The organism is Kingella kingae (genome assembly GCF_900475905.1).
In the GTDB taxonomy this organism is placed as follows: domain Bacteria; phylum Pseudomonadota; class Gammaproteobacteria; order Burkholderiales; family Neisseriaceae; genus Kingella; species Kingella kingae.
On record NZ_LS483426.1, the window covers coordinates 422,235 to 444,799 of the forward strand.

The following is a 22,565-nucleotide window of genomic DNA, read 5'->3' on the forward strand; positions in this document are numbered from 1 at the left end:
AATGGTGTCAAGCTTCAAAATCAATAATGTTAAATAAACAATATAAAGATTAACCATAGATAATAATTATTGTCGTTTACATAACAAAAACTTATAATCTGCGCTTCTTTTTAACCTCTAATCAGAATCAAAATGAAATTAAATCGCATCACTCTCGCTATTTTGGCATTATCTGCTGCACCGTTTGGCATGGCAGAAACCCCTGCTATCGGCGATAACGGCAGCGAATTGCAAACCGTAACCGTGCGTTCCAAAGCTGCTCGCGCTATTTCCGAGGCAACCAACAGCTATCAGCGCGACCGCGTGAATTTGGGCTTGCTCGGTCGTCAAGTTGCCTTTACCACGCCGATTACCGTAGTCAATTACGATGAAAAAGCCTTTGCCGACAAAAATCCGCGCAATATGGTGGACGCCATTGCCCAAACCGATGCGTCTGTGATGGCATTTGGCGGCGAAACCAATTCTATTCAAGGCTTGTATGTACGCGGTTTGCAGTTAGACAGCCGCCAATTTAGTGTGAACGGTTTGGCTGGTATGTATTCGGCTTACTCATCGCCTACCAGCAATGTAGGCGCAGCGCAGTTGATTAAAGGCGCATCTAGTGCAACCGTGGGCATGGACCCAGAAGGTGCGGTTGGTTCGTCTGTGAACGTAGAAACCAAAAAAGCATCGGACGAAGGCAATCGTACCATTGGCTTGTCTTGGTTTGGCAAAACGCGCTGGCAGCCGTCTATTGACATTGGACAACGCTTTGGCGCGAACAAAGAATGGGGCATACGCTTCAACGGCAAATACCGCGATGGCGATACCCCACGCAAAGAGTATTCCGAAACCACCAAAGAAGCGGCCATTAACGTAGATTATCGTGGCGAAACGTTCCAAGCGGCGGTTGATGCAGCGTATTCTAAACGTGCAACAACAGGCGGTCGTGCGCGTGTGCAAGATATTCAGGTTTTGAATTTCCAAATCCCCGAAGCACCAGACGGCAAAACAGGTTTAGTACCTGCGTGGCAAGCGCAATCTGCCGAAGACAAATCGGCGATGTTTACGTTTAACTGGCAGCCTAGCGATTGGGTAGCGATTTCGGGTGGCGTGGGTTATTTGGATTCGCTGTATTCGGGTAATTTTGGTGCATTGGCGATTCGCGATACACAAGGTAATTACTGGAATGCCACAGCCAATAACGCAGGCACAGGATACACATCACAAGGTTCACAAATTCGTGACCAGCGCGTAACCACACACAGCTACAACTTAAAAGCGCGTGGTTACTTCCAAACTGGCGAGATTAGCCACAACTGGAATGCCGCATTTGATATGGTTCAACGCAAACGCGATTTTGATACAGGTGGGCGTGTTGCAGCAGCATACCGAGTAAACACCAATTTGTATAACCCAGTGTTTTCAAGCGTAACCCCACCGTTGCCACGTCCAACCATTCAAAGTACTAACGAAGAGCTGAGTGCGCCAAGTTTGGCGATTTCGGATACTTTGGGCTTTATGGACGACAAACTTCGCATCACTTTGGGTGGACGTTATCAATGGATTAAACAAAAAGTTCATGTTCACAATAACCGAGGCGTATATCAGCGCACCAATCACATGAACGAAAGCCGTTTTAGCCCAATGTTCATGGCTGCGTGGTCGCCAACACAAGATTTGGTGGTGTATGGTAACTATTTGGAAGATTTAGAACCAGGCTCAATGGACGATGATACAGGCGCAGTAACCAAACCGCGTGTTAGCCGTCAAGTAGAATTGGGCGTACGTAAAAACTGGGGCAATATTGTTACTTCTGCCAATATTTATCAGATGCGCCGCCAAACATTCTGGCGCAATACTGGCGAGCATCAAGGCTACGAGCGTGTTCGTGGCTTGGAATTAAACGCTTATGCCAATTTGATGAATAAAACCTTACGCCCTTATTTGGGATTGTCGTTTATTCGTCATCAGTTGATTGATTCGCCTGCTGCTTTTGGCAATGTATTGCTCAATGGCGACCAAGTATCCAGCCCACGCTTCATCGCCAAAGCTGGTGTGGAATGGGATACGCCATTCTTGCAGGGCTTAACTTTGAACGCTGGTTTGCAGCATTATGGCAAATCGCGTCAAGCCGTAAATAAAGACTTTATGTTCCCGTCTTACACCGTAGTGGATTTGGGTGCGAAATACCAACATCGCATTAACGAAACCCAAAATTTAACGGTTCGTTTGGGCGTGGAAAACGTGTTCAATAAAAACTACTGGCAAGTACAACGCGGTCAGCAAGACCGTAGCTTTGCCGTATTGGGCATGCCACGCACATTCTGGTTGAAAGCGGAATATTCGTTCTAAATGTAGTGGATTAAAATAAAAGTGAGACAAGGCGACAACGTCCGCCGTGTATGAGTAGTACATAAGGACGTTGGCAACGCAGTATCATTGCAATTTTAATTCACTATAAAAGCAGCCTGCACTTTGATTGATGCAAAGTGCAGGCTGCTTGTTTTTCGCGTACAATTTAGGCTATTTTATTTGCAGGCTGCTTTGTTATATAAAAAAGCAGCCTGCACTTTTTCGCTTACTTTTTATATAGATAAATCAAAATGAAATTCCTACACCCCATATTCCAATGGTTTGAAAGCCGCATAGAACCCTATCCCGATGACACGCCCAGCACGCCGCCCAAAGGCATTTTGCGCTTTATGTGGGCAAGCAGCCATGGCACGCGCCGTTGGATTTTCGCGCTCGCCGCTGTAAATGCAGGCACAGGGGTCATGGACGCGCTGCTGTTTCAATTTATGGGCAAACTGGTGGACTGGCTCGGCACATACACGCCACAAACGCTGCTTGCTGAAAAAGGTTGGTCGCTGCTGGGTATGTTCGCGCTGATGTTGTTTTCGGTGTTTTGGCATTTTATCGGCTCAAATTTGCGACTGCAAACGCTGCAAGGCGTGTTCCCCATGCGATTGCGCTGGAATTTTCATCGCCTAATGCTCAACCAATCGCTCGGCTTTTATCAAGATGAATTTGCAGGGCGCGTGTCGGCAAAAGTCATGCAAACCGCCCTTGCCGTGCGCGATGCCGTGATGAGCATGGCGGATATTGTGATTTATGTGCTGGTGTATTTCATCACATCGGGCGTGATTTTGGCGAGCTTGGATAGCTGGCTGCTGCTGCCGTTTGTGTTGTGGATTGCCTTATTTATTACCACTTTGGCGATTTTAATCCCCAAGCTGGCAAAAACCGCACAACGCCAAGCCGATGCGCGTAGCCTGATGACAGGGCGCATTACCGATGCTTATTCCAACATCGCCACCGTCAAACTGTTTTCGCACGGCGCGCGTGAAGCCAAGTATGCCAAACAATCCATGCAGGAATTTATGGTAACGGTACATGACCAAATGCGTTTGGCGACCACGTTGGACACTTGCTGCTCCACGCTGAATGTGGTGCTGACCTTGTCGTCTGCCGTATTGGGCGTGCTGTTGTGGCATAACGGACAAGTGGGCGTGGGCGCAGTTGCTACCGCAACAGCAATGGCATTGCGAATCAACGGATTATCGCAACACATTATGTGGGAATCGGCGCGACTGTTTGAAAACATTGGCACGATTGCCGATGGCATGAACACGCTATCCAAACCACGCACGATTGTGGATAAACCCAACGCGCTGCCGTTAAAAGTAGAACAGGGCGACATTCGCTTTGAACATTTAGACTTTTCATACGAAAGCGGCAAACCGCTGCTCAACGGCTTCAATTTGCACATTAAAGCAGGCGAAAAAGTCGGTTTGATTGGACGAAGTGGCGCAGGCAAGTCCACGCTGGTCAATTTGTTATTGCGATTTTACGAAGCACAAAGCGGTAAAGTGACCATTGACGGGCAAGACATCACGCAAATCACACAAGAAAGCCTACGCGCCCAAATTGGTTTGGTAACGCAAGACACCAGTTTGCTGCACAGGTCGGTGCGAGACAATATTGTGTATGGTCGCCCCAACGCCAGCGATGAAGAAATGATGCAGGCTGCTTTGAAAGCCGAAGCGGCAGAATTTATTCCGCATTTATCGGACGCAAAAGGGCGCACGGGCTATGACGCTCATGTGGGTGAGCGTGGCGTGAAATTGTCGGGCGGACAACGCCAACGCATTGCGATTGCGCGAGTGATGCTCAAAGATGCGCCGATTTTGCTGTTGGACGAAGCCACCAGTGCGTTGGACAGCGAAGTGGAAGTGGCAATCCAAGAAAGCCTAGACAAAATGATGGACGGCAAAACCGTGATTGCGATTGCCCACCGCTTGTCCACCATTGCTGCGATGGACAGATTGATTGTGCTGGACAAAGGTCGCATTGTAGAAGAAGGCTCGCACGCGCAACTGCTAGAAAAAGGCGGTTTGTATGCCAAATTGTGGGCGCATCAAAGCGGCGGTTTTTTGCCTGATGATGTGGATAACAGCTAAACGAAGTCGCACAAATAACAAAGCAGCCTGCATTTGGAATCAACAAAAAGTGCAGGCTGCTTTTATTTATCGCAAATCAATCAAGCATGAACGCGACTTTCGCCCTCACCCTCAATATTCTCCACACAACGCGCACACAAAGTCGGGTGCGCCACTACCGTGCCAACACTTTCAACATAATGCCAGCAACGCTCACATTTTTGCTGTGCAGACGGTGCAACGCTTGCCGACAATTCATCGCCTTGCGCCAACTCAATTTTGGACACCAGCATCACGAAACGCAATTCATCGCCCAGCGCCGCCAACGCTTCATAAATCGCGTCAGGCGCAGTCAATTTCACTTCCGCTTGCAACGAAGAACCCACCGATTTATCCACACGCAAAGGCTCAATCGCCGCACTCACAGCCGAACGCGCTTCACGGATTGCCGCCCATTTCGCCACCAATGCTTCTTCACTCGCGCTAGGCATGGTCGGGAAATCGTGCAATGTGTGATACAACACGCTATCCGTTTCGCCGCCGCCAATGATGTCCCACGCTTCTTCCGCCGTGAAACACAAAATCGGCGACATCAACAACACCAGACTGCGCGTGATGTGATACAACGCCGTTTGCGCCGAGCGACGAGCGTGGCTATCCGCTTTCGTGGTGTATAAGCGGTCTTTCAGAATATCCAAATAGAACGCGCCCAAGTCTTCCGAGCAGAATTGCACCAAATCTTGCACCGCAAAATGGAACGCATAACGCGGATAATATTCGCCAGCAATTTTTTCTTGCAACTGACGCGCCAACACCAACGCATAACGGTCAATTTCAACCATATCCGCTTGCGGAATCGCGTCTTCAATCGGATTAAAATCCTTCAAATTCGCAAACAAGAAACTCAACGTATTGCGAATACGGCGATAACTTTCCGTAACACGTTTCAAAATTTCTTTGGAAATCGCCAATTCACCAGAATAATCAGTCGCCGCCGTCCATAAGCGCAAAATATCTGCGCCAAATTCGTTATACACTTCTTGCGGTGCAACCACGTTACCGATTGATTTAGACATTTTGCGACCGTTTTGGTCTACCACAAAACCGTGCGTTAATAATTGCTTATACGGCGCACGACCCAAAGTCGCACAACCCGTCAGCATTGACGATTGAAACCAACCACGATGTTGGTCGCTGCCTTCCAAATACAAATCCGCAGGCCATGCCAATTCAGGGCGTTGTTTCAACACAGAAAAATGCGTACTGCCTGAATCAAACCACACGTCCATTGTATCGCTCAATTTATCGTATTGCTCGCAATCTTCGGGCGACAACAATTCTGATTTATCCAATTCAAACCACGCATTGATGCCTTTTTGCTCAATTTTTTGCGCGACTTGTTCCAACAAATCCGCAGAATTCGGGTGCAATTCGCCTGTTTCTTTGTGAACAAAGAACGTCATCGGCGTACCCCAAAAGCGTTGACGCGACACCACCCAATCAGGGCGACCTTCAATCATCGCTTGCAAACGCGCACGACCCCACACAGGGAAAAATTCCGTATCGTCCACCGCTTTCAACGCATTATTACGCAGCGTTTTGCCCGACACGCCAGCCTTGTCCATACCGATAAACCATTGACCCGTAGCGCGGTAAATCAACGGCGTTTTGTGTCGCCAACAATGCGCGTAGCTGTGTTCAATTTTGCCGTGTTTCAACAAACGGTCATTTTCAGACAGCCAGTCAATCACAGGCTGATTCGCTTCCCAAACCGTCATGCCAGCCAAACGCGGCACTTCGCTGATGTAGCGACCTTGTGCATTCACAGGGTTATACAATTCAATACCGTATTGATTGCAAACGAAATAGTCTTCCAAACCGTGCGCTGGTGCGGTGTGAACCAAACCTGTACCTGCGTCTGTGGTAACGTGCGAACCGTTCAACATCAAAATTTCGCGGTCTAAAAATGGGTGCGTCAATTTCAAATTTTCCAACGCCGCGCCAGTCGTTTCCGCCAACACAGAGCAGCCTGCAAATTCATAGCGTTTAAGCGCGTCTTCCGCCAAATCTTTCGCTAAAACCAGTTTGCCTTTTGGCGTGTCAATCAGTTGGTAAACAATGTCCGCACCTGCCGAAATCGCTTGGCTGGCTGGTAACGTCCAAGGCGTGGTTGTCCAAATCACGGCAAACGCTTCGCCCGACAATTCAGGCAGCCTGAAAGCCGCCGCCAACGCCGCGTTATCGTTAAACAAATATTTCACATCAATAGCGTGGGAAACTTTGTCCTTGTATTCCACTTCCGCTTCCGCCAAAGACGAACCGCAATCCAAACAGAATTGCACAGGTTTCGCGCCTTTGTATAAATAGCCCGCTTTATAAATTTCGCCAATCGTGCGAACCGTGTCGGCTTCAGTTTTGTAATCCATTGTCAAATAAGGATTTTCCCAATCGCCAATCACGCCCAAACGCACGAAATCTTTTTTCTGACGCAAAATTTGTTCGCCAGCATATTCGCGGCATAATTCGCGGAATTTGCTGTGTGGCATATCTTTGCCATGCAATTTTTCTACCATCACTTCAATCGGCAAGCCGTGGCAGTCCCAACCAGGGACATACGGTGCGTCAAAGCCAGCCAATGTTTTGCTGCGGATAATGATGTCTTTCAAAATTTTATTGACGGCGTGTCCGATGTGAATGTCGCCATTGGCATACGGAGGGCCGTCATGCAGAATAAATTTTGGGCGACCTGCGGCGATTTGTCGTAATTTTTGGTAGCGTTTTTCGTCTTGCCATTGTTTCACCCAAGCAGGTTCGCGTTTGGCGAGATTGCCGCGCATGGGGAATGGCGATTCGTGTAGGTTTACGGTTTTGCTGTAATCGGTCATGGTTTTGCTCTTGAATAGTCGTAAAAAAGGTTAAGGCAGCCTGCACATTCGGGTTTATTGTGCAGGCTGTTTTGGATTAAATTCGCTTCATTCTATAAGGATTTATGGCTTATGGAAAGCGTGAAACAGCAATCGGGCAACAAGTAAATTCAAGTTAAGGGGGATTACACGCTGCAACATCCGTCTTATGATAACCGTTTTCAAGCAGCCTGCACGGTGTGTGGGCGGTATTTTTCTCTCATCTACACGGAGTTTTATTATGAAAATCAAACAGATTATTTTGTTGTCTAGCGTTTTGGCAATGGTGGCTTGTGCCAGCAACACAACATCAAGCAGCACATCAAGTACCGCGCATCAACATGGTTATGCTCACAGCCATGCTCATGTTCATGCTCACGCTGCGGACAGCCATGCTATGACTTTTGAGTGCAAAAATGGTATGACGATTACCGCGCAACACGGCGATGACCAAGTGCGCGTATCGGTGGACACGATTGGTGATAGTGTAACCTTGCAACGTGCTGTGAGCGGTTCTGGCGTGCGCTACGCTAGCAACAACGGTTTCTATGGTAAACCAACTGAATTCCACCACAACGGTCGCGATGCTGCGTTTGTATTCACTGACCCACAAGGCAATCAAGTTGAAACTGCGTGTAGCGTTAAAAAATAAGCGATTTCAATTGATATAATAAAAGTGCAGGCTGCTTTTGAAATACCAAAGCAGCCTGCACTTTTATTTGTGTGATTTAAACTTCAAACGCGTGTACTTTTTCTTGATACGAGCGCAATAAATTCGCCGATTGAGCAAAACGCGCGATTTCGTCGGCATTGAGCGGTTTTTCGATGATTTGCACCGCACCCGAACCGTTAATCACGGCTGGCACGCCAATATACACATCGTCTTGACCGTATTCGCCTTGCAACAGCGTGGACACGGTTAGTACCACGTCTTGATTACGCAAAATCGCTTGTGTGATTCGCGCCAAGCCCATGGCGATGCCGTAGTAAGTCGCGCCTTTGCCTTCGATGATGGAATACGCTGCGCTGCGGACGTTTTCGTGGATTTGCGCCATCTTTGCCGCGCCATCGCCCGATTTATCCAAAGCAGCCTGCAACGGTACGCCTGCAATGCTGGCGGTACTCCACGCGGCAATCACGCTGTCGCCGTGTTCGCCAATCATGTGGGCGTCTACGCTGCATGGCGACACGTTGAACGCTTTGCTCAAACAGTTACACAAACGCGCCGTGTCCAAAATTGTACCAGAGCCAATGACGCGCTCTTTGGGTAAGCCCGAGAATTGCCATGTGGCATACGACAACACGTCCACAGGGTTGGTCGCCACCAAGAAAATGCCGTCAAATCCGCTTGCCATCACTTGCTTGACTACGCTGTGAAATACTTTGAGATTGTTGTCCACCAACTGCAAGCGCGTTTCGCCGATCTTTTGCGCCATGCCCGCGCAAACGCACACCAAATCGGCATCGGCGCAATCGCTGTATGTGCCTTCTTTGACTTTGGTGGGCGATGGGGCATACAAAATGCCGTGGCGCAAATCGCGTGCTTCGGCTTGGACGCGCTTTTCGTTTAAGTCTATCAACACCAATTCATCGCAGGCGGCTTGGTTGATTAGGGAAAAGGCGTAGCTAATCCCCACCGCGCCTGTGCCAACAACCACGACTTTTTTGCCTGATTTTTTGTTCATTTGCTTATTCCTTTACGTGTGTTAAAAATAGTATTGTATAACAATTTGTGGATAAAAAAGCAGCCTGCACTTTTTGTACCCAAATCAAGATTTAGACAAAAGTTGCAGGCTGCTTTTTGCACAACCGCTTATAATCACTCTTTTTCGCCATAACAAGGATTCAACCCATGCTGCACATTCAACAGCTAAACAAACAATTAGCAGGCAAACCAGTCGCCCAAAACATCGATTTACAAGTGGATGCAGGCTGCTTGTTGGCAGTATTAGGCGCATCGGGCAGCGGTAAATCCACTTTATTGAACATGGTTGCAGGCTTAATGCAGCCCGATTCTGGTGACATTTGGCTCAATCAAATTCGCCTGAACGATGTATCGCCGCAGCAACGCAACATCGCCATGATGTTTCAAGATTTCGCGCTGTTACCGCATTGGAATGTGTGGCAAAACGTGGCGTTTGGTTTGCGTATGCGTGGTATTTGCACTGCTGCTGCGCGTGAACAGGCGTTGATTTGGCTGGATAAAGTGGGGCTGGCACGCTCGGCAGAACGGGGCATAGACGCTTTGTCGGGCGGCGAAAAACAGCGTGTGGCGTTGGCGCGAGCGTTGGTTGGGCAGCCAAAATTGCTGCTGCTAGATGAGCCGTTTTCCAGCTTGGACACAGCATTGCGCGGGCAACTGCAAACTTTGGTGCGCGATTTAGTCCGCCAGCAAAATATCCCTGCGGTGCTGGTTACGCACGACCCTGCCGAAGCCGCGCTTATGGCGAACCACATGGCGATTTTGCACCACGGGCAAATTGTGCAGCACGACACGCCCGAACAGCTATTTGCGCGACCTGCATCTGAACAGGCGGCGCATTTGCTCGGTTGTGTGAATGTGCAGGCTGCTTTTTATGTGCCGCCCGAAGCGATTGTGTTGAATCACGAAAATGGGGTGGATTGCACGGTTTTGTCGTGCGACAAGCAGCCTGCACTTTGGCGCGTGGTGGTGCGGCATCCGCATTGGGGCGATTTGATTACTTGGCACGATGGCGCGATAAGCGAATCGCGTTGTCGTGTTTGGGTTGATGACGGGTGTGTGATTCGGTTTGGTCATTCGGTATAGCAAATCTGCCTCTCTTCTTTGGGAGAGGGTTGGGGAGAGGGATTTTGGTGCTTCTGTAATTTATGTCGCTGTAATGCAACGATTTTCCCTCTCCTTAACCATTCCCCACAAGGGGAGGGGACTGTGTCAATCAAACAATCTACCCTGCACCAACACCGCTTTAACAGGCGCAAAATCCGCCCTGTGTTCCGCCAACGCGCCAAACTGCTGCAATGCTGCCAAATGCGCTGCCGTGCCATAACCTTTGTGCTGGGCAAAACCGTATTGCGGATAGCGTTCGTGCAGTGCGTACATTTCCGCATCACGCGCGGTTTTTGCCAAAATGGACGCAGCCGAAATCGTCGCGATTTTGCTGTCGCCTTGCACAACGGCTTGGGCTGGCATCGTCAAATTTTTGGGGACGCAGTTGCCGTCTATCCACACGAATGCAGGCTGCTTTGCCAAACCTGCAATAGCGCGTGTCATTGCCAACAAAGTCGCCTGCAAAATATTGTATTGAGCAATTTCGGCAGGACTTGCCGCTGCCACACTCCACGCAATCGCTTGTTGTTTGATTTCAACAGCCAGCGCATCACGTTTTTTTTCGCTCAACTTTTTGGAATCGGTCAAACCGTGTAGCGCGTAATCGGTAGGCAACATCACGGCGGCGGCAAACACGCTGCCAACCAAACAACCGCGCCCTGCTTCGTCCACACCAGCGTGACTGGGTAACACAATAAATTCAGATTGATTCATGATACAGTTTGTCCCATTCTTCGGGCGTTTCAGGTAATGCAGGAATAGCATGTTGCTCGTCTGCCCATTGTCCTAAATCAATGAGTTTGCAACGCTGGCTGCAAAAGGGGCGATAGGTGCTTTCGGGTTGCCACAGCACAGGCGTTTGGCAAGTGGGGCAGGATACGGTGGTGGTCATGGGTTTTCCTGTTGATTTAAATGACCGTCATTCCCGCGCAGGCAGGAATCTATCTAACCAATTCAGTTATCAGAATTTATTTTCTGCTATCTAAATGCTACGCAGGAATGACGGCGCGGTTATTTAGAACAATAAAATGCAGGCTGCTTTTCAGTGTAAAAATACGAAAAAAACGGTATGATACAGGCTTTATTCCTTAACGCAACGGAGTTTATTGTTATGAAAAAAACCGCCTTAACTTTCGCTTTGGGCGCATTGTTTGCCAATGCAGCTTACGCCGAACAAATCCAGTTCCGCATCATCGAAATCAGCGACATTCACACCAATTTAACCGACTTTGATTACTACAAAGACAAAGCCGACCCAAAATATGGCTTAACCCGCACCGCCACGCTGATTCACACAGCCAAAGCCGAAAACCCCAACAGCATCGTGGTGGACAATGGCGATTTAATTCAAGGCGCACCGATTGGCGATTATATGGCAGCCAAAGGCTTGCGCCGTGGCGAAAAACACCCTGCTTATGTGGCGTTGAATTACTTGGGCGTAACCGCCAGCACTTTGGGCAACCACGAATTTAACTTTGGTTTGGACTTTTTACACAAAGCCTTGGCAACCAGCCAAGTGCCAGTAGTAAACGCCAATATCGTGAACGCGCGTACAGGCAAAAACCAATACACGCCCTACATCATCAAAACCTTGCGTTTAAAAGACACCAGCGGCAAAACCCACAGCGTAAAAGTCGGCATTTTGGGCTTGGTAACGCCACAAATCATGCAATGGGACAAACGCCACTTGGAAGGCAAGGTGCGCGTAAACGACATCGTGGAAACCGCAAAACACTATGTGCCTGAAATCAAACGCAAAGGCGCAGATGTCATCATCGTGCTGAACCACAGCGGTTTGGGCGACACCAAACAAGCCTATCAACAAGGTCAAGAAAACACGACTTACGAATTGAGCAAAATCGCAGGCGTAGATGCCGTAGCGTTTGGTCATGCCCACGCACAATTCCCTGGTAAAGACTTCGCCAACTTGCCCAATATTGACATCGCACAAGGCACAATTCACGGCGTGGCTTCCACCATGCCTGGGCAATTTGGTAGCCACATTGGCGTGATGGATTTGACTTTGGACAACTCGTCTGGCAAATGGAAAACCGTGAACAGCCGTGCCGAATTACGCGCCATTTATGACAGCAACGCAAAAAAACCGTTGGTGGAAAACGATGAAAAATTAGTGCAACTGATGAAGCCGTATCACGATGGTACACGCGAATTTGTCGGCAAACCAATCGGCAAAGCCACCGAAGATATGTTCAGCTTTTTGACTTTGGTACAAGACGACCCAACCATGCAAATCGTTAGCCAAGCGCAAACGGATTATGTACGCAAAGTATTCCAAAACGATACTAAATACAAACATTTGCCTGTGTTAAGCGCGGTTGCACCGTTTAAAGCAGGTGGACGCAAAAACGACCCCAATGCCTACACCGAAGTCCGCAAAGGCGAATTGAGCTTCCGCAATGCAGCCGATTTGTATTTGTATCCCAACGTGTTGTATGCCGTAAAAGTATCGGGCAACGAATTGCGCGAATGGCTAGAATGCTCGGCAGGTATGTTCAACCACATTGACCCAAACAGCAGCAAAGCGCAAGCTTTGTTAAATTGGGACGGCTTCCGCACTTATAACTTTGACGTGATTGACGGCGTGAACTACGAAATTGATTTGACCCAGCCTGCGCGTTATGACGGTTCGTGCAAAATCGCCAATGCAGGCAGCCACCGCATTCAAAAATTGAGCTTCCAAGGCAAACCTGTGAGCGAAACCGATGAATTTATCGTGGCAACCAACAACTACCGCGCAACTGGCGGCAGCTTTGCAGGTACGGGTGACAAAAACATCATCTATGCCGCACCCGATGAAAACCGCCAAGTATTAGCCAACTACATCAGCGAATACAGCAAACAACACGGCGCAATCAACCCAAGCGCAGACAACAACTGGACGTTTGCACCAATTGCCAATCCAAACTTGAATGTGTATTTTGAAACGGCAAACAGCGACACAGCGCGTGAATTTATCCGCACCAAAGCCGTTCGCCCCTACACGTTTGAGCGCGTTGATGAAGCAGGTTTTGCGGTGTATCGCATCGATTTGAGTGGTAAGAAGTAATCCAATCATCAAATAAAAGTGCAGGCTGCTTTGTCGCAGGCATTCATGCCTACGGCATACCCTTTTATACCCAAATCAAAGATTTGGACAAAAGGGCAAAGCAGCCTGCACTTTGTGTCAACGTGATTAACTAAATCCCACATCAAAGCTACATAATATTAGAACAAGTAAAAAAAATTGAGAAGTCGATTTTTTTGTGATTTAATGCTTTCCACGTTGCACACATCGTGCAATGCGATAAATTCAACCGTCTATTAGGAGATACCAAAATGAAAAAAATCATCGCAGCAACCGTTATTGCTTTGACCACCGCAGCAGGTGCAGCACACGCAACCCTTATGACCCCTAAAACTGTAAACTACTCTTGCCAAGGCGGCAAAAGCATCAACGTAACCTACACCTTCAACAAAGAAGGCTTGCCAACCAAAGCCGAAAGCGTGTTGCAAGGCAGAAAACGCACCATGCCAACCAATCTGAATTTGTCTGATATTGCTGGCACAACGTTTGGTAAAGCGGGCACTTATATGATTGACACAGCTTATGTGGACAGCGAAACGTATAACCAAGTAACGTTAGGCACCGTAACCGCACCGAATAATCGCATTATTTACAAAAACTGTGCGCCAAACTAATTAGACAAATCAAAAAGCAGCCTGCACTTTGAATCAACAAAAAGTGCAGGCTGCTTTATTATTTACACCGCCACACGCTGCCCAATATCTCGCAACTTCGCAAACTGTTCCACCAATGCAAGGGCTATCGTCCAAACTCATCGCAAACATCTACAAATAAGTGGTAATCGCGTACAAATGCCCCGAACTGCCGTAACCCTTAACCATCAGCAGCCACAACGCCGACTCAAACAGCACACTCATCGCCAAACCAATCCAAAATTCCAACAACATCACAATCGCCCCAATCATAGAACACAGCGAAGTAATCAAAATCGGCAAATGATGTTCAAAAAAATCAACAAATTCACGCGACAAGGTAACACGCGCATTGATTTCCGAATGACTGTTGCCTTGTTCGCGCTGTTTCAAAATCACAGGCACGGCAATTTCCGCGTAAATGCGCGTAAACGTCTGCGTATCCACACGGCGGCGCGAAGCCGACACGCCGTAAATAATCAACATCAGCACCGCATAACCAAACGCCCTTTCAGGCTGCCTGAAACAATCGCGTCAATCGCAAAGCTGCCAAAAAGCGGATAAGTCGCCCACAGCAGATTTTCAGCCGGAACAAGTGAAAAGGTTTTAAAAAGACGGTTACGGTTTTGCGAACCGATGTTTTTTTAGGGTTTGAAAAATGGGGTTTTGTGGTTTCATTATTTTGGTTATAGTTTGGTTTTTAAAAATTCAAGCAGCCTGCAAATAAAATGGAAAAAATACTCAATCACGCCCTAAACCGCTTCACCAAACCTGCATCGCATTAGGTATATGAGCGATTGTTATTCTTTTGTTTTTGCAGCAATTCTATTTCCCAATTAGCAATAAAAATCTTCAAGAAATTTTGACATCAGCCATGTTTCTCATCTTCATATTTATGGCAATTCCTGCGGTTTTATTGTTGATTTATGATTGGGTTAGGGGTTGTCCTAGATAACTAGGGAAATTCAAATTAAGAACCTGTATTCACAAAAATGATAAAATATCTTTATGGCTAGAAAATTCTACCCAACAGACTTAACAGATGCCCAATGGCAAGCGATTGAGCCACATTTTAACCAGCTACGCCACTACAAATGGGATAAACGTCAATTAGTGAATGCCGTTTTTTTACATTACCAAAACAGGTTGCCAATGGCGTATGCTGCCCAATGATTTTCCACCTTATTCAACCGTATGGAGTTTCTATCGCAGAGCCAATCAATCAGGCTTATGGGATAGAATTCTTTTGGCATTGGTTCAAAAAAACGTTTAATCCATCAAAAACAAGCGATGCCAACTTATGCCATTATTGATTCACAAAGCGTCAAAACAGCTTCTAGCGCACATGATAAAGGTTTTGATGGAGGTAAAAAAATCAAAGGTCGTAAGCGACATAGGTGGTATCCTGAAAAGTGTGCTGTAAAACTAAACAATGCCAAAGTGAATATCAAAGAAAGCTAAATCAAAAACTTTCTTGTGATAAAACATACTTTTAGAAAAACAACACGTTTTTCTAAACGCTCGCCTTACTTTGTGCCGTAAACGACAGTTATTACCCTCAATGCCAACTGTGTGTTGCTTACCAACTAGATGCCATTCTTCATTTGAAAAGACATTTAAAAATGCAGCCCAGTCATCGGTCGCCATTCTGTCATAGGTTACACGCAACTCTTTCAAACGCCGTTTGAGTGCTCGCGCTGTTGCTAAATCGCGTTTACCCCAAACGTAAGCGACAATTTCGCCACTTTCTCTGTGATAGGCATAGACTAGCCACACTTTATTAGACTTGTTACCGACAAATGTCCAAAACTCGTCTATTTCAAGTGTAGAGTAATGTTTTTGTTTAGGAAATGGCTCAAACTCATGGCGTTTTAAAGCAGCCTGAACTTTGTCTTTGCTGTAACCCGTAATTGCTGCAATATCGCGAATACCACAACCTCTAACGGTCATTCTCCAAACCTGTTCATCAGCTTTGGAATGACAACCCTTATAGGTAAGGTTATGGTCGCCAATAAAATTACGACAAAAATCTTTGCAAAAATATTTTTGTTTACGATTGCAAGAGTAGCCATTTTTCTTTATATTTTGTCCTTGGCAGCGAGGACAAGTTAGAGTTATTTCTGTTTTCACACACTCAAATATACTCTGTTTTCGCTGCTTTTTTATTGCTTATTTTTTTACAGCACACTTTTCAGGACACCACCAGCGACATATAGCTGTTGATACGTTGGGTAATCTATTGTCTGTTGTGGTTCATGCAGCCAATATTCATGACACAAAAGCAGGTATTTTTGTAGCAAAAAAAGCGTTTGAGACCTATCCGAGTTTAAAAGGTTTCTGTGCAGACGCAGGTTATCGGAATACATTTGAGCGTGAAGTATCAGAGCAATTGGGTTTAACTGTTGAGATTTCAAAGAGAATTCAAGATATTTCTTGGCATATTCTACCCAAACGTTGGATTGTAGAACGAACGTTTGCATGGTTAGGTTGGTCTCGACGTTTAGCAAAAGATTTTGAGCAGACGAATTTATCTGCTGAAAATTTTGTTAAACTAGGGTATATTTCACAAATATTAAAATTTATCAAATAGTTGTTTGTGAATACAGGCTCTAAAATTTGTAGAATTTGTTCTTTTGGCTTGCGAACTTTGTCGAATGCTGCACGCGCTTCTTCATACGTCTGAAATTCTTTCTCTGTGCGCGGTGTGCGGAATATGTAGATTGATTTATCTTCGCGATATACGATTTTGTAGATTCTTGGTTTCATGTTTAAAGCCCCTTGAATTTGAACATTTGTACAATTCAAAGGGCTTTAATTACAGATTGATTTGTATTTCTGCGAATGGGGTACGTGCATGGCATTGCGCCGCCATACCCACGCTTGGATTCGCTCTCTGCCCTTTGAACTTCAGGCAATATAAGGTTTCAGCCTGCACTTTTGTTTTTGCTTACATAAAGAGCAGGCTGCTTTATCTTGGCTTTATGAATAGGTATCAGCTATCGCCATACCATTTTTGTTTTAACATCAAGCAAGCCGTCATCAGCAAAGACGGAATTGCCAAAATGATGAAAATCGTTACAAAATCCAGTTTCCAAGCCAGCAACTGACCTGTTAAAAACGTGCCAGCAATCGCGCCAAAACGTCCAATGCCCAGCATCCACGATACGCCCGTTGTACGGCATTCGGTTGGATAGAATTTCGCTGCCAGTGCAGGCAAAGACGATTGCGCCGTGTTTTGGAATACGCCAGCAATCAGCACCACCGCAATCAACAAGCTCAAACCTTGACCGATTGACCAGCCAATAAACGCGACCGAAATCGCCGTCATAAACGACATAAACCCAATCAATTTATTGCCGTTGAACTTGTCCATTAAATAGCCGTTGGCAATCGCGCCCAAGCCGCCCAAGGCAAACAAACCCGAAATTTTTGGTCCCAAATCGACTGGCATTTGCGCTTCTTTGAAAATCACAGGCATCCAGTTAATCATCGCGTAGAAAATAATTAGGCCCAAGAAATAGCTTGCCCACAGCAAAATCGAACCTGCGCGAAAGTGTGAACCCATTACCATTGCCATTGGGTTTTTCGATTGTTGCGCGCCTTTTTTCTCATTGACCACAAAAGTTGCGTTGTCCAAATTGGCAGCAGGGTTGATGCGTTTCAAAATTTTGCGGATTTGTTCCGCAGGCTGCTTTTTCACCACCAAATAAGACGGCGAACGCGGCAGGATAAACAACATAATCACGCTCAAAATCAAAGGCAACGCGCCACACCAAAACAAAGCCGTGCACCAGCCAAATTCAGGAATCAACCACGATGCGAAAAAACCGCCAGCCGCCGCACCAATTGGGAAACCGCAATACATGGTGTTCACAATCGTGGCGCGTTTTTGCGCAGGGCAAAATTCAGTTAGCAGGGTTACCGCATTGGGCATGGCTGCGCCCAAACCCAAACCTGTGATGAAACGCAAAATGGTCAATTGCGTTAAATCTTGCGCGTATGCCGATGCCACACACATTGCCGAAAACAAAAATACCGAAAACGTCAGCACCACTTTGCGCCCGATTTTGTCGGCAACTGGGCCAAACGACACCGCGCCAATCGCCAAACCAAATAACGCTGCGCTCAACACAGGGGCGAGTTGTTTTTTCTCCAAGCCCCAATCGTCTAGCAAGCTGGGCGCGATGTAGCCAGTCGCGGCCGTGTCCATGCCGTCAAAAAAAGCGACTAAAAAACAAACGGCAAAAATCATCCATTGATAGGACGAAAATTTGTTTTCGTTCAAAAATTGTTGAACATTAATGGTGCGTGTACTCATATTCTATGCTCCTAAAAAGTGCAGGCTGCTTTTTATTAAGCATTCATGCCTACGGCATACCCTTTTATACCCAAATCAAAGATTTGGACAAAAGGGCAAAGCAGCCTGCACTTTATATATATCGCTGGTGTTAGCGCATACCTGGGAACAACCCTTTCATGCCCTTTGCCATACGCATCAGTTTTTGCATATTTTTGCCGCTAAACATCTTCATCATTTGTTGCGACTGTTCAAATTGCTTCAACATTTTGTTTACATCTTGAATGCTGACCCCAGCACCAGCGGCAATACGGCGTTTGCGGCTGGCTTTGAGCAACGCTGGGTTGGCGCGCTCTTTCGGTGTCATCGAATTGATAATGGCTTCCACATGACCCATCGCTTTTTCTGCCGTGCCTTCGGGGATTTGTTTGGATAGTTCGCCCAATTCCCCAGGCATTTTGGATAGCAAATTCTCAAAGCCGCCCATGTTTCGCATTTGTTGGATTTGCGCTTTAAAGTCGTTCAAATCAAAGTCTTTGCCGCGATTTAGCTTTTGTGCCATTTCTTTGGCGATGTCTTCGTCAATGCCTTTTTGCACATCTTCAATCAAAGTCATCACATCGCCCATGCCCAAAATACGGCTGGCAATGCGGTCAGGGTGGAACGGCTCTAAACCATTGATTTTTTCGCCAATACCAATAAATTTAATCGGTTTGCCAGTGGTTTGACGCACCGACAACGCCGCGCCGCCACGCGAATCGCCATCCATTTTGGTCAAAATCACGCCTGTCAGCGGTAAGGCTTCGTCAAACGCTTTTGCCGTGTTTACCGCGTCTTGACCGAGCATCGCGTCCACCACAAACAGCGTTTCCACAGGGTTAATCGTGGCATGAATCGCTTGGATTTCGTTCATCATTTCTGCGTCAATCGCCAAACGACCCGCCGTGTCCACCATCAACACATCATAAAATTGCTTTTTGGCGAAATCTTGCGCGGCTTTGGCAATTTCCACAGGATTTTGCGATACATCAGACGGAAAAAAGTCCACCTGAACTTGTTGCGCCAACAATTTAAGCTGTTCAATCGCGGCTGGGCGATACACGTCTGCCGACACCACCAAGATTTTCTTTTTCTTGTTTTGGTCTTTGAGCAATTTTGCCAACTTGCCGACTGTGGTGGTTTTACCTGCGCCTTGCAAACCAGCCATCAACACGGTGGCTGGCGGATTGGCTGCCAAGTTCAACGCGCTGTTTTCCTTGCCCATTAATTCAATTAAGGCTTCGTTCACAATGCCAAAAAAGGCTTGTTCTGGCGTTAGGTTGTCGGCAAATTCCTTGCCCAAGGCGCGTTCTTTGACTTGTTTGACAAAGTCTTTCACAATCGGCAAGGCAACATCGGCTTCCAGCAAAGCCAAGCGTACTTCGCGCAGGGCTTCTTTGATGTTGTCTTCGTTTAATTTGGCTTGACCGTGTATGTCTTTGAAAACTTTTCTAAATCGTTTAGTTAAATTGTCTAACATAAAATCTTTCTCGTAAAAAAGTGCAGGCTGCCGCGCATTTTAGCACAAGCAGCCTGCACTTCTACAAACGCTATCTGCCTGAAAAGCATTCATTTATGCTAAAATCGCGTGTTTTTATTTATTTTGGAATGCGAAAAAATGAGCAGCGCAAACGACCAACAATTTGCCAAAGAAACCATTGCCGTTAGCCTAGAAGACGAAATGAAAAAGTCCTATTTGGACTACGCCATGTCGGTGATTGTGGGACGTGCGTTGCCCGATGTGCGCGACGGCTTGAAACCCGTCCACCGCCGCGTGTTGTACGCCATGCACGAATTGAAAAATAACTGGAACGGCGCGTACAAAAAATCCGCTCGCGTGGTCGGCGATGTCATCGGTAAATACCACCCACACGGCGACAGCGCGGTTTACCAAACCATCGTGCGCATGGCACAACCATTTTCCATGCGCTACACGCTGGTGGACGGTCAAGGTAACTTCGGTTCGGTAGATGGCGACGCGGCGGCGGCAATGCGTTACACCGAAATCCGCATGGAAAAAATCGCCCACGAAATGCTCGCCGACATTGAAGAAGACACCGTTAATTTTGGCGACAACTACGACGGCAGCGAACGCGAACCGCTTGTTTTGCCAACACGTTTTCCTGCGCTGCTCGTGAACGGCTCGGAAGGGATTGCGGTCGGTATGGCAACCAGCATTCCGCCACACAATTTGCGCGACACGCTTGCAGGCTGCCTGAAATTATTGCGCGAACCTGAAACCGACATCAACGAATTGATTGACATCATCAAAGCCCCCGATTTCCCAACTGGCGCAACGATTTACGGCTTGACAGGCATTCGTGCTGGCTACCACACAGGGCGCGGTCGTGTCGTAATCCGTTCCAAAACGCACATTGAACCGATTGGCAAAAATGGCGAACGTGAAGCGATTATTGTTGATGAAATTCCATATCAAGTGAATAAATCCAAACTCGTTGAAAAAATTGGCGATTTGGTGCGCGACAAGGCGATTGAAGGCATTGCGGAATTACGCGATGAGTCGGACAAAGACGGCACGCGCATTGTGATTGAATTGAAACGTAATGAAAATGCAGAAGTCATTTTAAATCAATTATATAAACTCACACAGTTGCAAGACACGTTTGGCATCAATATGGTGGCGTTGGTGGACGGTCAGCCTCGTTTGTTGAATTTGAAACAGATTTTGAGCGAATTTTTACGCCATCGCCGTGAAGTGGTTACGCGCAGAACGCTGTTTCGCTTGAAAAAAGCGCGTGCAGAAGGACACATCGCAGAAGGTAAAGCGGTTGCCCTATCCAATATTGATGAGATGATTGCGCTGATTAAGCAGTCGGCGGACGTGGAAACGGCGCGTGAAGCGTTGCTCGGTCGCGCTTGGCAATCGGCTTTGGTGAGCGAAATGTTGTCGCGCTCGGATTTGGATTTGAGCATGGCGCGTCCTGAATGGCTGCCTGAAAATCGCGGTTTGCAAGCAGACGGTTATTGGTTGAGCGATGAGCAAGCGCGTGCGATTTTGCGTATGAGTTTGCGAAATTTGACTGGTTTAGACCAAGACGAAATTGTTAAAGAATATAAGGATTTAATGGCGGTTATCGTGGATTTATTGGATATTTTGGCGAAACCTGAACGTGTGCGCCAAATTATTGACGATGAATTGGTGGTGATGCAAACGCAGTTTGGCGATGAGCGCAAGAGTGAAATCAACGCGGTGGGCGGTGGCGATATTGCCGATGAAGATTTGATTCCGCCGCGTGAAATGGTGGTTACGCTGACGCACGGCGGCTACATCAAAACGCAGCCGACCAGCGATTATCAAGCGCAAAAACGCGGCGGTCGCGGCAAACAAGCGGCGGCTACGAAAGATGAAGATTTTATTGAAACGCTGTTTGTAGCGAACACGCACGATTATTTAATGTGTTTCACGAATTTGGGCAAATGCCATTGGATTAAGGTTTACAGGCTGCCTGAAGGTGGGCGCAATTCGCGCGGTCGTCCGATTAACAATGTGATTCAGTTGGAAGAAAACGAAAAAGTGAGTGCGATTTTGCCTGTTCGTGATTTTCCTGAAGATGAATATGTGTTCTTCGCGACGACGTTGGGCATGGTTAAAAAAGTTCAACTGTCTGCGTTTAAAAATGTGAGCGTGAAAGGCATTAAGGCGATTGCGTTGAGAGACGGCGACAGCTTGGTGGGCGTGGCGAAAACGTCGGGTTCGTCTGATATTATGTTGTTTAGCAATTTGGGTAAGGCGATTCGTTTTAATGAATTTTACAATCCAACGAGCAACGATGATGAAAGCGAAGACGTTTCAGGCAGCCTGAATGATGAAAATTCAGCTGATGATGATAATTCTAGCGAATTTAATTTGCTGACGAATAAAGGTATTCGCCCAAGTGGTCGCGGTTCGGGCGGTTTGCGTGGTATGAAGCTGCCTGAAAATGGTCGCATTGTGAGTTTGTTGGTGGCGGAATTGGGTAGCGATTTGCAAGTTTTGACCGCTACGCAAAACGGCTACGGCAAACGCACGCCGATTGAAGATTACTCGCGCAAAGGCAAAGGCGGTCAAGGGATTATCGCGATTGATACTGGCGAACGTAACGGCGAATTGGTGGGCGCGGCGTTGGTGTCGCCTAGCGATGATTTGATGTTGATTACGAGCGGCGGCGTGTTGATTCGCACGAAAGTGGAGCAAATCCGCGAGACTGGACGTGCGGCGGCTGGCGTGAAGCTCATCAATTTGGACGAAGGCACGACTTTGGTTAGCATTGAACGTGTTGCCGAAAGTGATGATGACGGCGATACGGTTGATGATGTTGTCGCCGATGCGGTAATCGTAGAGTAAATAGTAAAAGCAGCCTGCACTTTTCAATCGCAAA

The 22,565-nt window shown here is 47.1% G+C and carries 18 protein-coding genes and 1 pseudogene; 11 read left to right on the plus strand and 8 right to left on the minus strand.

Annotation, left to right across the window (positions count from 1 at the left end):
• The first annotated feature begins 132 nt into the window (after window positions 1–132).
• Together DQN52_RS02325 and DQN52_RS02330 are read left to right on the plus strand one after the other, a co-directional pair.
• On the plus strand, window positions 133–2,334 hold the full coding sequence (locus tag DQN52_RS02325; RefSeq protein ID WP_003788117.1) for a TonB-dependent siderophore receptor: 2,202 nt from the start codon (window positions 133–135) through the stop codon (window positions 2,332–2,334).
• A 251-nt stretch (window positions 2,335–2,585) separates the two neighbouring features.
• Window positions 2,586–4,442 (plus strand): ABC transporter ATP-binding protein, encoded by a 1,857-nt coding sequence (locus DQN52_RS02330; protein ID WP_003788112.1) that lies wholly within the window; start codon window positions 2,586–2,588, stop codon window positions 4,440–4,442.
• An 80-nt stretch (window positions 4,443–4,522) separates the two neighbouring features.
• Here DQN52_RS02330 and ileS read toward each other — a convergent pair whose 3' ends face one another.
• Window positions 4,523–7,306 (minus strand): isoleucine--tRNA ligase, encoded by a 2,784-nt coding sequence (gene ileS, locus DQN52_RS02335; protein WP_003788111.1) that lies wholly within the window; start codon window positions 7,304–7,306, stop codon window positions 4,523–4,525.
• A 187-nt stretch (window positions 7,307–7,493) separates the two neighbouring features.
• On the opposite strand from ileS, the gene DQN52_RS02340 reads away from it, so the two are divergent.
• Complete coding sequence (locus DQN52_RS02340) at window positions 7,494–7,976, plus strand: MliC family protein (protein ID WP_003788108.1); 483 nt, start codon at window positions 7,494–7,496, stop codon at window positions 7,974–7,976.
• 76 nt (window positions 7,977–8,052) lie between these two features.
• Here the strand turns inward: DQN52_RS02340 and DQN52_RS02345 are convergent, their stop codons facing one another.
• Window positions 8,053–9,009: an L-lactate dehydrogenase gene (locus tag DQN52_RS02345; protein WP_003788106.1), complete on the minus strand. Its 957-nt coding sequence runs from the start codon at window positions 9,007–9,009 to the stop codon at window positions 8,053–8,055.
• A gap of 167 nt (window positions 9,010–9,176) precedes the next feature.
• On the opposite strand from DQN52_RS02345, the gene DQN52_RS02350 reads away from it, so the two are divergent.
• Complete coding sequence (locus DQN52_RS02350) at window positions 9,177–10,112, plus strand: ABC transporter ATP-binding protein (RefSeq protein ID WP_003788102.1); 936 nt, start codon at window positions 9,177–9,179, stop codon at window positions 10,110–10,112.
• Window positions 10,113–10,238: 126 nt separating this feature from the next.
• Here DQN52_RS02350 and rnhB read toward each other — a convergent pair whose 3' ends face one another.
• Together rnhB and yacG are read right to left on the minus strand one after the other, a co-directional pair.
• Window positions 10,239–10,847, minus strand: coding sequence for a ribonuclease HII (gene rnhB / locus DQN52_RS02355; protein ID WP_019390347.1), 609 nt, complete (start codon window positions 10,845–10,847; stop codon window positions 10,239–10,241).
• Complete coding sequence (gene yacG / locus DQN52_RS02360; RefSeq protein ID WP_003792093.1) at window positions 10,834–11,025, minus strand: DNA gyrase inhibitor YacG; 192 nt, start codon at window positions 11,023–11,025, stop codon at window positions 10,834–10,836. Before yacG ends, rnhB begins: the two co-directional genes overlap by 14 nt.
• Window positions 11,026–11,244: 219 nt before the next feature.
• Here yacG and DQN52_RS02365 point away from each other — a divergent pair, with 219 nt between their 5' ends.
• Window positions 11,245–13,200, plus strand: a complete 1,956-nt coding sequence (locus DQN52_RS02365) for a bifunctional 2',3'-cyclic-nucleotide 2'-phosphodiesterase/3'-nucleotidase (protein ID WP_032827814.1) — start codon at window positions 11,245–11,247, stop codon at window positions 13,198–13,200.
• 269 nt (window positions 13,201–13,469) lie between these two features.
• A complete protein-coding gene (locus DQN52_RS02370) occupies window positions 13,470–13,832 on the plus strand; it encodes an ACP-like domain-containing protein (RefSeq protein ID WP_003788097.1) in 363 nt (120 codons plus the stop codon).
• 62 nt (window positions 13,833–13,894) lie between these two features.
• Here the strand turns inward: DQN52_RS02370 and DQN52_RS02375 are convergent.
• Window positions 13,895–14,488 (minus strand): annotated as a pseudogene (locus DQN52_RS02375) (ABC transporter six-transmembrane domain-containing protein).
• Window positions 14,489–14,858: 370 nt separating this feature from the next.
• Between DQN52_RS02375 and DQN52_RS02380 the strand changes: the two are divergent.
• From DQN52_RS02380 to DQN52_RS10805, 3 genes are read left to right on the plus strand one after another with little or no spacing between them, the layout of a single operon-like run.
• Window positions 14,859–15,023 carry a transposase gene (locus DQN52_RS02380; RefSeq protein WP_081353478.1) on the plus strand — a complete coding sequence of 55 codons (165 nt, stop codon included), beginning with the start codon at window positions 14,859–14,861 and terminating at the stop codon, window positions 15,021–15,023.
• A complete protein-coding gene (locus tag DQN52_RS02385; protein WP_089152897.1) occupies window positions 15,010–15,123 on the plus strand; it encodes a transposase in 114 nt (37 codons plus the stop codon). Before DQN52_RS02380 ends, DQN52_RS02385 begins: the two co-directional genes overlap by 14 nt.
• 17 nt (window positions 15,124–15,140) lie before the next feature.
• A complete protein-coding gene (locus DQN52_RS10805) occupies window positions 15,141–15,311 on the plus strand; it encodes a transposase (RefSeq protein WP_143452384.1) in 171 nt (56 codons plus the stop codon).
• Here DQN52_RS10805 and DQN52_RS02390 read toward each other — a convergent pair.
• On the minus strand, window positions 15,276–15,980 hold the full coding sequence (locus DQN52_RS02390) for an IS1 family transposase (protein ID WP_111694399.1): 705 nt from the start codon (window positions 15,978–15,980) through the stop codon (window positions 15,276–15,278). The genes DQN52_RS10805 and DQN52_RS02390 overlap by 36 nt on opposite strands.
• A gap of 82 nt (window positions 15,981–16,062) precedes the next feature.
• Between DQN52_RS02390 and DQN52_RS02395 the strand changes: the two genes are divergently transcribed.
• Window positions 16,063–16,440, plus strand: coding sequence for a transposase (locus DQN52_RS02395; protein ID WP_269148492.1), 378 nt, complete (start codon window positions 16,063–16,065; stop codon window positions 16,438–16,440).
• Between the two features lie 402 nt (window positions 16,441–16,842).
• On the opposite strand, the gene DQN52_RS02400 is transcribed toward DQN52_RS02395, so the two are convergent.
• Entirely contained in the window at window positions 16,843–18,168 is a 1,326-nt protein-coding gene (locus DQN52_RS02400; protein WP_003788091.1) for an MFS transporter, read from the minus strand.
• A gap of 130 nt (window positions 18,169–18,298) precedes the next feature.
• On the minus strand, window positions 18,299–19,666 hold the full coding sequence (gene ffh / locus DQN52_RS02405) for a signal recognition particle protein (protein WP_003788088.1): 1,368 nt from the start codon (window positions 19,664–19,666) through the stop codon (window positions 18,299–18,301).
• A 138-nt stretch (window positions 19,667–19,804) separates the two neighbouring features.
• Here ffh and gyrA point away from each other — a divergent pair, with 138 nt between their 5' ends.
• Window positions 19,805–22,531: a DNA gyrase subunit A gene (gene gyrA, locus DQN52_RS02410; RefSeq protein WP_032827821.1), complete on the plus strand. Its 2,727-nt coding sequence runs from the start codon at window positions 19,805–19,807 to the stop codon at window positions 22,529–22,531.
• The last annotated feature ends 34 nt before the right edge of the window (window positions 22,532–22,565 follow it).